This window comes from Acinetobacter sp. F-1 (genome assembly GCF_022869025.1).
Classification (GTDB): domain Bacteria; phylum Pseudomonadota; class Gammaproteobacteria; order Pseudomonadales; family Moraxellaceae; genus Acinetobacter; species Acinetobacter pseudolwoffii.
The window spans coordinates 36,019-48,783 of sequence record NZ_JAJKFX010000009.1 but is presented as its reverse complement, the minus strand read 5'-3'; the positions used below and the strand labels follow the sequence as shown (position 1 = coordinate 48,783).

Sequence of the window (12,765 nt, the reverse complement as noted above, 5' to 3'; positions counted from 1 at the left end):
TTAAAAATAAGGAAATTCATGACCACTTATCAAATTCAATGTCATTTAAAATATAAGGTTGTCCAGACCACAGAATTTGTTTTTCTGATTCAGGCGGCACATCATTCCGATCAAACTATTCTTGAACAACAATTGACATTTAATATGCCTGTCGTATGGCGTGAATTCCAGGATTTAAATCATCAAAATCGTTATATACGTCTGCATGTCCAACCTTGTGATGTCTTTGAAGTGCACTATAACGCGACAGTTGAACGTCATCCGGTGATTAATGCAGATGCGCAGCATAATCTGAATGAAGTGCTGATTCCGGATTTGCCTGATGCGGTGCTGCCTTATTTGCTGGCCAGCCGTTACTGTAATTCGGATTTATTTGCAGAAATGGCCAATCGGTCCTTTGGCTGGATGACGCCGGGTTATGCGCGGGTCAAAGCGATTGAACAATGGATTTATAACAATATATTTTATGTTTCTGGCAGCACGGATCAGTTTAGTACTGCAACAGATGTGCTCATCCATCGGGCGGGCGTCTGTCGTGACTTTGCTCATTTAGGTATTGCGCTGTGTCGTGCTTTAGGCATTCCAGCACGCATGGTGGTCGGTTATGTCGAAATCGAAAAGTTTTTACCCGATTTTCACGCCATTTTTGAAGCTTATTTAGAGGGTGGGTGGGTACTGTTTGATCCGACCCGTTTGGCGCCTGTAGAAAATTTAATTCGGATTGGCACTGGCATCGATGCCGGAGATGTGGCATTTTCGACCTTCTATGGTGAGGTCGAGCTGATTAAAATCGAGCCGATTATTCGATCTGAATCAGATGAAAATCCGCTATCAAAGCCCACTGAAATTACTGCAAAATAACATGATTTTAAACAGTTTTATCAGCTTCATTGTAAGTCACGATGTTGTTGGAATATGCATGAAGTATAAAGCCTCAGCCCTTCAAAACCATTTTGATGATGAGCAATCATGCCGACATTTTTTTTCTAAAAAGTAGGCATACCTGCAGCATTAAAAGATATAAAACAAATATACCTTTAAGGCTGCTTGGTTCTATAATGCGGAAAATCGATAAAAAGTAAATCAGGTAGACTGTGTTTCACTCAAATCTAGACTGGCTCAATACCTTAAAACCAAACTTCAAAGTCCTTCCGCTCAAAGACCGTCTGTTATGCGGCATCGGTGCCCTGATCGGCTTGGCCGTATCCTCATTGCTGAGTTTGTGGATTCTGGGTGATTTTAAGGCCTGGTATATTGCACCGATGGGGGCGTCTTCGGTGTTGCTGTTTGCAGTGCCGGCCAGTCCTCTGGCACAGCCCTGGAATATTATGGTGGGGAATACCATTGCGGCTGTGGTCGGCGTAACCTGCGCATTATTCATGGCCAATCCGACTGAAGCTTTTAGTGTCGCCGTCGCTCTGTCGATTATGCTGATGATGACCACAGATTCCTTGCATCCCCCGAGTGGTGCGGTCGCGATTACTGCGGTCTTGGGCGGAAATGCGGTACATGATCTGGGCTATGCCTTTGTGTTTTATCCGGTGCTCTTAAATTCACTGCTGCTGATGATCATCGCCATTGTATTTAACCGCATGATTGGCAAGAGCTATCCGCAGCAGGCGCAACTGAATACCCGTTCTAAAGATCCAACCCCGACCCAGAAAGTTACCATTCAGCCGCAGGATATTCAGGACGTGCTAGACCAGCAAACAGAATTGCTGGATATCAGTGAATATGACCTGCAAAAGATTATTCTGGAAGCACAGGATATTGCCAATGCGCGGGCGGTGCATGAATTTACTTGTCAGGATATTATGACCAAAGATGTGGTCACGCTGCATGAAAATGACAATATTCATCATGCGCTGGACAAGTTTAAACAGATGAACCTGATGAGCCTGCCCGTGGTCAATGCAGAAGAAAAACTGGTCGGCACTTTGGCCATGTATGACGTGGTGGAATGGTTTAAGCGTGCTTCGGATATTCGCAGCAGTTGGGAAGATCAGGTCAGGCATATTATGAGCTTAAAAGTCGTCACGGTGCAGCCGACCCAGCCGATTCAGGATCTGGTGCCTTATTTTGTTGAACGTTCTTTTAATTATATTCCGGTGGTCAGTCAACAACAGCTGGTGGGAATTATCAGTCGTGCCGATATCATTGCTGCACTGAATCAGGAACTCAATCAACTTAAGATCAAAAGCAGAACTGAATAAGATGATTTTAGAGAAATTATCTGAGTTTAATGCATCTGCTTTGAGCAAGGATTTTGCTTAAAAAGCAGCGATACTTGCCAATAAAAAAGCACGCCAAAACGTGCTTTTTTATTGGACTTGGTTTAGAGGAAGAACCAGTAAATAAACAGTGAAATAATAAAGATACACATAATATTCAGTACAAAACCGACTTTCATCATTTCGCTTTGCTGGATATGACCGGTTCCAAAAACAATCGCATTGGGCGGGGTAGCTACCGGCAGCATAAAGGCACATGAGGCACCAATACCAATGACAATCACCAGAATTTCTTTGGGCATGCCCATCTGATCCGCAATTGCGGCAAATACTGGTACCAGCAGGGCAGCCGAAGCGGTATTACTGGTAAATTCAGTCAGGAAGATAATAAAAGTGGCGACTACAAAAATAATCATCAGCGGGGAGGCATCACCAAAGGCATTGGCCAGAGTTTGCCCCAGTACCAGCGAACTGCCTGAATCCTTCAGAATGGCACTCAAGGTCAGACCACCACCAAATAGGTACAAGACCCCCCAGTCGGTATTTTCTGCAATCTGTTTCCAGCTTGCGGTACCTAGAATTACCACCATACAGGCAGCCGAAATTGCAATCCAGGTATCCGGCTGAGAAATACCAAAAATTTCGGTGAATTTTTTACTGAAAATCCAGGCAATTGCAGTACAGAGAAAGAGGATCATGGTGGCTATACGGGTGCCGGTCCAGGGAATATCTTCGGTCACAAATTGTACTTTGTGATTTAGTTTTGGACGTAGTACCAGATATAAACTGACTAGCATGGCGGGGAGAATAATGAACATCATCGGCAAGCCGATTTTCATCCAGTCGGCAAAATCATAGCCGAGTGCCTTGGCGGCAATGGCATTCGGAGGGGAACCGACCATGGTGCCCAGCCCGCCAATACTGGCCGAATAGGCAATGCCGAGCAGGATAAAGACAAAAGTTTTACGATCCTTGCTGACATCCAGATGTGAAAGCAAGCCTAAGGCCAAAGGCAGCATCATGGCAGCAGTGGCCGTATTGGAAATCCACATGGACAGCAGCGCCGTCACCACAAAAATCGCCAGTACAGAAATACCCAAATGCCCACCAGACATGGAGATAATCCACATGGCAATTTTCCGGTCCAGCTTCTGGATATGCAATGCCGTTGCCAGCGCAAAACCACCAAAAAACAGGAAAATGACAGGATCGGCAAAAGTGGCCAAAGCGGCTTGTGTGGTGATGGGAACCAGTCCCCCGTCAGAGGCCATTGGCATGGCGAGTAACACCGCCATCACTGGAACTAAAAGTGCGGTAATGGTGATATGAATCGCTTCAGTCAGCCAGAGAATACCGATAAAAGCCAGCAGAGCCAGACCCTTATTGGCATTCTGGTCATAGGGCAGATAAAGATAGAGGCTATAGGCCACAATAGCTGCAACAACAATAAGGATCCAGCCTTTGAGCAGCCCTTTAGGCATCGCATTGGTTGGGGTGGCTAGATTGGTCTGAGTCATATGCTCTCCTTGCAAGGTTTTTATTTACGTCATTTTTTTATATCAGCTTTGAATTTGTAATTTTGCTTTGTTTAAAAAATACCCTATTTAAAGATACTATAACCAGATTGTTGCAATAATCCAGCACTTTGCCAGAGGGCATACAGGCCCAAGCCAAAAAGTAAAGCCAGGACAATCCATTTGAAATGCTGCTGAGATAAACGATGGCGTATTTTGCCTCCGATCCAGACACCAGCAAGGGCGAATAAGCTGATCCCGATCAGAATATGCTGTTGATGGGTTTCCAGTGTGATCAGAATTGGAAATAGTAAAATCAGCTGGATCAGTTTACCGGCAATAAAATTGAGATTACTGATAATAACAATATCTATCTTTGAGAGCTGGCAACTCATCAGATACATCATCAGAAAAGGTGCCATAGCATTGGTCGCACCTCCAATAATGCCGGCCAGTAAACCAAAATACAGCATACTGGAAACATGAGAACTGACTTGCAGCGGCCGTGTTCTTAGCTGGTCGAGTACATAGAACACCATCACCAGACCCAGCAATAATTTTAGAATCCCTTCATTCAACCAGAATAATAACTGAACTCCGAGCATGCTTCCCAGCAGGCTACTCAGGATTAAGGGCCAATAACGTTTGAGATAATAGCCCATACTGCTGAACAGGCCATGCTGTGGATCGGCATTGAGCATAATCAGGTTAAGCAGCAGGCAGGGCAGAATCACAAGCGTCACTGCCATACTCAGCGGATATTCACTGGACAGAACGGCTGTACTCATCATGGGAAAGCCGAATCCGCTTAAACCATGCAGCAGTGCAGCTAAGGCACAGAGCCAGAGCATCATCCATTCTGCCTGAGTCATCTGACATCCATTTCAAACATTGGAATATTGAATTTATCGCTAATTGAGCTAAAAGATAAAGTAAAAAGCTGTCATACAGCATAGAAATAACAAAAATATAGGCAAAAAAAAGCCACGATAATCTAGGGGAATTATCGTGGCATCAAAATCTCACCCCATTAGACTGGGTGAAGGAGGAAGCACTTCAATACATCTTGCTATAAATTAGGATGCAGATTAATAGCGTTTATCCTGATTGACGGTGCGCACAGGATTTTGATAGCCCTGAACTTGCTGAACCTTGTCCTGTTCAATGTTGTACTGCTTTTTTGGCATGATTAACCACAGAACCAGATAAACCAAAATACCCGGGAATGCGGCACTCATGATTGAAATCACCACAAAAATCAGACGTAATAAATTCGCGTTCCAACCAAAACGTTCAGCAATACCACCCATCACACCTGCAATCATGTTTGAGCGGTTAGAGCGATATAAACCAACATTGGCCATTAAAATCTCCTGATTAAAAATAGGGTTGAATCCTAAAACAGATCCATACTTCAAAAATGGAGTTGGATCAAAATTTTTAAAGTGCTGATTGCAAATAAATTCGTTAAGTAATGTTAATAAAGATTAAATCCAGCTCTAAGAGCCACTAACATAGTGAAAATTCTATTGAACTCTTGTGTAAAGTTCATTGGCTTGCAATGTGCTCTGTACGTGCTGTGTTTCCTAATTTAGGTATGCTTTAAAATGAAATTGGATGTATCAAGTTGTACATTAAGCAGTTTTTTTAAATTCGGCCTAATGTTGGGGGGGATGGGCATACTACAGGCTTGTGATCAGCAACAAGTCAAACCTGAACAGGAAAGTCAGGCAACCTCAGAAGAGGGTGTTAAAATTTCCGCTGCCAATACGAAGGCCGATGTAGTGACCGTCAGTGCCAAATCCTTAACTCAGGTCGCAGGGCAGGCGACTCTTCCGGCAGAAGCTGATTTAAACCCTGCAACTGTACCAGAGGATGCCAAGGCGTTTATAGGCCGCTATCATACTGAAATTGATTGTGATGGCCGCTTTGCGCCTTGTACTGAAGGCAAGGCAGAATTTATTTTGACTCTGATGCCGGATGGTACGGTGCATCGCAGCATTTTACAGTATGGCAAAGTATTTATTGATAATACCAAAAACAGCACGGCTCACAATATCACCTACCGTAAAGACCGCTGGTTTATCAATCCGGAACGTACCGAGGTGGTGGTGAGTCGCAAAGAAGGGGCGAGCTTTTATTATACGATTAAGGATTCGAACCATCTGGTGATGAATCTGGACAAAATCTATAGTGAAAAGGAAAGAATCAATCGTGAATTATTTGATCGCGGCTATCCTGCACCCTCTAAAGCTTATGAACTGGTAAAAGACACCACATTTGATATTAGAAAATAATGCGATAAGAAACGGCGCTGCTCTTTTTTTTAGAATTGGATTAAAGAAAACTATTTATAACTGTTTAAAAATCAAAACAAGTTTTGAAGACAAATCAGCCTAAAATCCAAGCGTGAAAATATAATAGCAGCTGATAGAAAGCAAATCAAAATAGTGTAAGGGATGTTTCAGAAAACATTCTAAGCAAAGAATGGTGGGCCGTCCGCGACTCGAACGCGGGACCAATGGATTAAAAGTCCACTGCTCTACCAACTGAGCTAACGGCCCATTCTGGGTAATCAAAATGAATTTGATTGAGATTTCTAAAACTGATGTTTTAGAATGATGGTGGGCCGTCCGCGACTCGAACGCGGGACCAATGGATTAAAAGTCCACTGCTCTACCAACTGAGCTAACGGCCCATCAAGGGATATCAAAGAAATGGTGGGCCGTCCGCGACTCGAACGCGGGACCAATGGATTAAAAGTCCACTGCTCTACCAACTGAGCTAACGGCCCTGAACCGGCATTCAAACTAGGTTTGAATGTATAGTGCAAGTCAAGCTAAATAGCTTAAAGCACCACTTTGTTTGATGGAGCGTATTGTAGCAAGATCTCATTTCAGCGCAAGCAAAAAATAACAAAGTTGCCCATGTTTGATTATAAATAGAACAATTGTGCTTTATCTAAACAAAAAATAGGCAACTTCAGTACTTAGAAGCGATATTGGTAGGCCTGAATGTTGGCAAAAATCTCTGCTGTGAGCTCAGAATAGGCCGTTGCACCTGGTAAGAGAACCAACAGGCGTTCATCGGTTTTATTCGGATCGAATGCTTGCTCTTTCAACCTGTTTTTCTGGTATTTAAAGGTGCCTGTCGTTTCGACTTGCTGCTGGATACGTAAAAACACCGGAACGGCATAAGCAGGCAAGCACTGTTTAAAGGTGCTGACCATCTGTTGCAGGTCTTCTTGATCCAGTTGCATGTCTGGTTTTAAGGTCAGCGCTGCCATCCCGGCACGACCATTGGTATTTGGAATTTCAACGCCATAGACCACGGCTTCAACAATTTTGTCATACTCGGTGAGCATATTTTCGACTTCGGTGGTCGAGACATTTTCACCTTTCCAGCGGAAAGTATCACCTAAGCGGTCGACAAACTGGGCATGACGAAAGCCGATATTACGTACCAGATCGCCCGTATTGAAATAAGCATCACCTTTGCCAAATACATCCTGCATGATCACGGACTTGTTTTTTTCCGGGTCGGTATAACCATCAAAGGGTGAGCGACGGGTAATTTTACCAATCAGTAAACCTGTTTCACCTTTTTTCACCCGTTTGCAGTGACCCTTGTTATCCCGAACCGGTTCATTTTTATCTTTATCAAAGGCAATAATGGCATAGGGTGTCGGGGAGAAACCGACGGTATTGTCAAAATTGAAAATATTGCTAAAACCGACATTGCCTTCACTGGACGCATACAATTCCAGCACTTCCTGAATCCCAAAACGGGATTTGAACTTGTCCCAGATATTCGGGCGCATGCCATTTCCAATCATTCGGGTGACCCGATGGTCTTTTTCCAGTTCAGAGGGAGGGGCATCCATCAGATAGCGGCACAACTCACCGACATAGCCAATTGCAGATGCATCAAATTTCTTTACATCTTTCCAGAAGGAGGAGGTCGAGAATTTACGTCGAATCGCAAGCGTTCCTGCACCTGCAATCACGCCACACCAGCACACCACCATGCCTGTGGCATGATAAAGCGGCAGGGTGCAGTACATCACATCATCTTTCTTCAGGTTTAGCACATGGCCATAGGTGCCATAAGCTAGCGTCCAGCGCCCGTTGGTAAAGATGACTGCCTTAGGCAGGCCGGTGGTGCCCGACGTATAAATGTAGAACAGCCCATCTTTGCCTTGCACCGAATGGGTGGTCGGTGGATTGAATTTCGGGGAGAGATCGATTTTTTCAGCCAGATTGATAAAGCCCGCAGGCGCCTGACCCGGATCGGCTTGAGTATTTTGATCGGCAAACCAATGCAGGCGATCACTGCTAATATTGAGGTCATCACGAGTCTCGTTGACCGCGTTCCGGCACTCTTCACCGACAATCACCGCAATTGGTTTGACCAGGTTGATACTGTGGGTCAGCACCTTACCCACTTGTGAGGTATTGACCAGTGCCGTGGTGACACCGAGTTTGGCCAGACCGAGCACGCTGGCAATGAGTTCAGGGCGGTTCTCGACCATCAGCGCCACGACATCACCTTTTTTGGCACCCAAGGAAAGATAGAAATGTGCAATCTGGTTGGCCCAGGCATTAAGAGTGGTATAACTATAGCTTTGATCTTCAAAACGCAAAGCGATACCTTCCGGATTACGCTGTGAAGCTTTTTCAAAAGCCAGACCCAGACCGGCCGGTGTATTCGGAGTACGTAAATAAGCCTGTCTTAGCCCAGTCAGCAAATTAGGCACTTTGATTAAGAAGGCCGGGATTTTGGCAGCGACATCTGCAATACCAATAAGATCGTGCGGTTTCATTTGGGTCATGAGAATCCTATTTGTTTTTCGTATCCGATAGGTTTAATTTATATACAGTAGACAAGCTATCCATCTTTTAACGTTAAAAAGCTAGTGCAATCTACCTATTTTGACCAAATCTAGCAAAAAAAACCTAGTCATCGAAATGACTAGGTTTTTTTATGTGACTGCAATTGGGCAAATTATGACTCAGTTGCAGTATTGGCTTTTTTCGGTGGACGGCCACGTGGACGACGCGGGCGAGCAGCTTGCTTCTCGGCTTTTTCCGCTTCGCTGGCTTCAGCTTCCTCTAGGGTCGCTTCTGCCACATCTTTGCTTTTTGCCACAGGCGCTTCTGTTTCAGCACTTGCTTCAGCTGGAGCAGCTTCTTCGACCTGAACTTCAGCTGGTGCAACTTCAGTGGTCACTTCTACTGGTGCTGCGGTTTCAGTTGCTGGTTCCGTCGGCTGAGTATTTTCTGTCGTTTCAATCACTGCTTCCGATGCTATAGGTGCTTCAGTTACAGCTGCTTCAACAGGTTCAGCTGGTGCTTCTACTGCTACAGGTTCTGGCGCAGCTTCAACTGCCGGCGCGGCTTCCACTTTTGCCTGCTGTTTGGCTTGTTGCAAAGCCTGCTCCGCAGCCTGTTTAGCCAAACGGCGACGCTCACGTGGATCGTTGGCAACACGCTTGTCTGAGACCGGTTTTGGTGGGTTCAGGTCCAGGACTGGAGCAGGCTCTGCTTCAACCTTGGCTACCGTTACTTCAACATCACGGGTGACCGGTTTTTTCTCTGCAGCAGCAGCAGGCGCTGCGGCAGCCACCAGACTCGCGTTGTACTCTTTCGTGAACTTTTCTAAAGCACGGTTGAAGGTTGGTAATAAACCAAACTGTTCAATCAGCACTGAGCAGTCTTCACCATAGACATGACGAATCAGGCTACCAATGGTGAACTGGCCCAAAGTTGGCACTTGTGACGGTGTTAACTGCTGAGCTGCAGGTTGTTGCGACTGTGCTGCACGCTGCTGGCGACGACGCTGACGCGGATCGTTGCTAGCCCGTGTTTTTTCAGACGTTGCTTCAGTCGCTACAATTTCTTCCACAGGAGCTGTCAAGGTGGCTTCAACCACATTTTCAGCTGCAGCCGCTTCAACTGGCGCATCTGCCGGTGCAGTGACTTCAACTGCTGGCGTTGCAACTGTAGCATTGTCATTCAATGCCACGATTTCGCTTTTTGCCTGGTCAATATTTACGACCATTGCTGTTGGCATCACATCCGGACGGGGTGCATCGACCAATTCAACACGAAGCTGCTTGTCATTGACGGCCGGCGCTTCAACAACTGCAGGAGCTGCCTGAGGCGCTTGTTCGTTCAGAACACTTGGATCGCGGTGGCGATTTGGGCGTTCCGGACGTTGCTGGTTGCGGCGGTCACGGCGCGGCATTGCCTGTTGTGGCTGTTGTTCATTGTTCTGAACATCATTTTGCTGCGCTGGCTCGTTGTGATGCTGACGGCGAGAATGACGCTTGTTTTCACGTGCTTCATGGCGTTGTTCTTGACGAGACACCTGAACCACTTCTTCATGCACTTGATGTTGCTGAGGTACAGGAGCTTCAGACTGAACCTGCTCGCGCGGTTCTTTGTGCTTCGGGTTCGGGTTGCGCGGTTTCTTGTTGTGACGTGGTGCTCTTTCTTCACGCTCTGCCGGTTTTTCTGCCGCATCACGTTCCTGTTTTTGTGCAACAGTCGATGGTGCCAGGTAAGCATTATTGTTGCTTGATACAGCAGCAGGTTGTGCTACGTGCTGTGGTGCTGGCTGTGCAACCGGTGCAGCCACCTGACCGAACTGGCCACGACTTACCGCACCGCCATTGATCATTTGTTCAATCGCTGCTGCAGCATTATTGGCAGTACGTGATGGATCAACAGTCGCTGCCTGTTTTTGTACAAACAGGTTTTCTAACCATGCACATGGGCTGCTTGAAGCCACTGGAGCTGCTGCCTGTACAGGTGCTTGCTGTGCCACTTGCGGTTGAGCCGGCTGGTTTTGTGGATTGCGGCGTTTATTGTTATTACGGCCGTTGTTTTGTTGCGGCTGTGAAGGCGCTGGTGCTGCGTGTTGCGCATGCTGCTCTTCTTCTAGATGCCATTCAGAAGACTCATAGCCCAATTCTTTTTCACTTGAACGGGTCGCTTCGGTACGTTCATAGCTGGTTGGGGCAAAGCCTTCGGCATTATAGGTAATTTCATAATGCGGTGTTTCTAGATGTGGATGCGGCAATACTGTCACACGTACATTCGAGGTCTGTTCCAGATATACCAGGGTATGACGCTTTTCATTCAACATGAATGCAGCAATTTCGACCGGAACTTCGACCTGAACTTCACCTTGACGTTCACGCAGCGCAATCTCTTCCACTTTACGCATGATTGAAAGTGAAAGTGAACGCAAGTCACGTACCATGCCGGTACCATGACAGCGTGGGCAGACATAGCCAGTCGCTTCTTCAAGAGAAGGACGTAGACGCTGACGGCTCATTTCCATCAGGCCAAAACGTGACAATTGACCGAATTGAATACGGGCACGGTCACTCTGGGTCGCTTCACGAAGTTTCGCTTCCACCATACGCTGGTTGCGATCTTTGGTCATGTCGATAAAGTCGATCACCACCAGGCCGCCGATATCGCGTAAACGCAATTGACGCGCAATTTCTTCTGCAGCTTCAATATTGGTGTTCAGCGCAGTATCTTCAACATCACTACCGCGGGTCGATTTTGCTGAGTTGATGTCAATCGACACCAAAGCTTCAGTTTGATCGATGACGATCGAACCACCAGAAGGCAGTTTTACTTCACGTTCATAGGCAGTCTGAATCTGGCTTTCAATCGCGAAATGAGCAAATAAAGGCTCATTTAAGGTATAGGTTTTCAGTTTGTCGAGTTGACGTGGCATGACTGCTTTTACGAAGTTATAAGCTTCGTTATAGGCTTGCTCAGAGTCAATCAGAATTTCCGCAACATCATCACGCAGGTAGTCACGAATGGCACGTGTCACCACACCCGCTTCCTGATGCACCAACATTGGAGATGGGCCAGAACTTGCTGTTTTCTGGATTTGTGCCCAAAGGTCAAGCAGATGTTGCAGATCAAGTTGCAGCTCTTCTTGTGAACGGCCGATGCCGGCAGTACGCACAATCACGCTCATGCCACGTGGTACGTTAAGCGTCGCCAGCATTTCTTTCAGTTCTTCACGCACAGCACCAGAAATTTGACGGCTGATACCACCACCTTTCGGGTTGTTTGGCATTAAAACCAGGTAACGGCCAGCAAGTGAAATAAACGTAGACAGGGCAGCGCCTTTATTGCCACGCTCTTCTTTTTCCACCTGAACCAAAAGCTCGGTGCCTTCCGTGATCAGTTCACGGATATTTGAGGTCTGGCGCGGATCGGCTTTGTAATATGAGTTTGCAATTTCACGCATCGACAGGAAGCCTTGACGACCTGCACCATATTCGACAAATACAGCTTCTAAAGAAGGCTCAACGCGAGTCACGTGACCTTTATAGATATTGGATTTTTTTTGTTCACGGGTACGATTCTCTAAATCAAAATCGTAAAGACGCTGACCAGTGACAAGTGCAACGCGAATTTCTTCGGCATGTGTTGCATTAATCAACATACGTTTCATGGGTGTAACACCTTATAGTGATACACAGCAAAAAATCGCTATACACGTAGCGAACATCACACATCACGGATCAATGGCTCAAATCTGCAATGAATTTCATTGTGGTCTGAGTCTTTTCTTACCGGCTTCTACTTGTATAGATAGGCTTCGGTTTTGATTCACGTATTGATGATGGCAATACGGCTTCAATCTTTAAACGGATTAAAGTCACCTGAACGCTTCACTGGCGGACGAGCGGTGCATTGGATGTATGTAACTTTCACTGTCACATTGCTCGAAGATCATCCCTTCTTTATAGAAAGTGTCTTGATACGGAATTGTCGTCGTATCTTTACAAACTGTGCAGATCCAATGCATCGACGCTGTAGCCTGAAGTCGTCTTCAGGGTGCGACTAATCTGATGTGTATCAGTTTACGTTTAAAAACCAACGAAAGTTGGCGACATATTTTTTAAGACAAACTGATTTATGTACCTGAGGTACAATTAAACGCAACAGTTTGCTTTGTTTGCCGATATAATAAGCCTTCGG

8 protein-coding genes and 3 tRNA genes are annotated in these 12,765 nt (G+C 45.9%); 3 read left to right on the top strand and 8 right to left on the bottom strand.

Annotated elements, in window-relative coordinates; genetic code table 11:
- Positions 1-18: 18 nt before the first annotated feature.
- Together LOZ91_RS09755 and LOZ91_RS09750 are read left to right on the top strand one after the other, a co-directional pair.
- Positions 19-861, top strand: coding sequence for a transglutaminase family protein (locus LOZ91_RS09755; RefSeq protein ID WP_005172908.1), 843 nt, complete (start codon positions 19-21; stop codon positions 859-861).
- A gap of 233 nt (positions 862-1,094) precedes the next feature.
- The gene (locus LOZ91_RS09750) at positions 1,095-2,213 is read left to right on the top strand and encodes an HPP family protein (RefSeq protein ID WP_005095404.1); all 1,119 of its coding nucleotides are present in this window, start codon (positions 1,095-1,097) and stop codon (positions 2,211-2,213) included.
- Between the two features lie 122 nt (positions 2,214-2,335).
- Here LOZ91_RS09750 and LOZ91_RS09745 read toward each other — a convergent pair whose 3' ends face one another.
- The 3 genes from LOZ91_RS09745 to LOZ91_RS09735 all read right to left on the bottom strand — a co-directional run bounded on the left by LOZ91_RS09745 (position 2,336) and on the right by LOZ91_RS09735 (position 5,109).
- A complete protein-coding gene (locus LOZ91_RS09745) occupies positions 2,336-3,748 on the bottom strand; it encodes a DASS family sodium-coupled anion symporter (RefSeq protein WP_005172903.1) in 1,413 nt (470 codons plus the stop codon).
- A gap of 83 nt (positions 3,749-3,831) precedes the next feature.
- Complete coding sequence (locus tag LOZ91_RS09740; RefSeq protein WP_244783105.1) at positions 3,832-4,617, bottom strand: sulfite exporter TauE/SafE family protein; 786 nt, start codon at positions 4,615-4,617, stop codon at positions 3,832-3,834.
- Positions 4,618-4,833: 216 nt separating this feature from the next.
- Positions 4,834-5,109, bottom strand: a complete 276-nt coding sequence (locus LOZ91_RS09735) for a PspC domain-containing protein (protein WP_244783104.1) — start codon at positions 5,107-5,109, stop codon at positions 4,834-4,836.
- Positions 5,110-5,352: 243 nt separating this feature from the next.
- Here LOZ91_RS09735 and LOZ91_RS09730 point away from each other — a divergent pair, with 243 nt between their 5' ends.
- Positions 5,353-6,042 (top strand): hypothetical protein, encoded by a 690-nt coding sequence (locus tag LOZ91_RS09730; protein ID WP_244783103.1) that lies wholly within the window; start codon positions 5,353-5,355, stop codon positions 6,040-6,042.
- A 191-nt stretch (positions 6,043-6,233) separates the two neighbouring features.
- On the opposite strand, the gene LOZ91_RS09725 is transcribed toward LOZ91_RS09730, so the two are convergent.
- The 5 genes from LOZ91_RS09725 to LOZ91_RS09705 form a co-directional block, all read right to left on the bottom strand.
- Positions 6,234-6,309 (bottom strand) — tRNA-Lys (locus tag LOZ91_RS09725).
- Between the two features lie 58 nt (positions 6,310-6,367).
- Positions 6,368-6,443, bottom strand: a tRNA-Lys gene (locus LOZ91_RS09720).
- A 20-nt stretch (positions 6,444-6,463) separates the two neighbouring features.
- Positions 6,464-6,539: transfer RNA gene (locus LOZ91_RS09715), tRNA-Lys, on the bottom strand.
- Between the two features lie 195 nt (positions 6,540-6,734).
- The gene (locus LOZ91_RS09710) at positions 6,735-8,576 is read right to left on the bottom strand and encodes a long-chain-acyl-CoA synthetase (protein ID WP_244783102.1); all 1,842 of its coding nucleotides are present in this window, start codon (positions 8,574-8,576) and stop codon (positions 6,735-6,737) included.
- A 173-nt stretch (positions 8,577-8,749) separates the two neighbouring features.
- Complete coding sequence (locus tag LOZ91_RS09705; protein WP_244783101.1) at positions 8,750-12,235, bottom strand: Rne/Rng family ribonuclease; 3,486 nt, start codon at positions 12,233-12,235, stop codon at positions 8,750-8,752.
- Positions 12,236-12,765 lie beyond the last annotated feature (530 nt).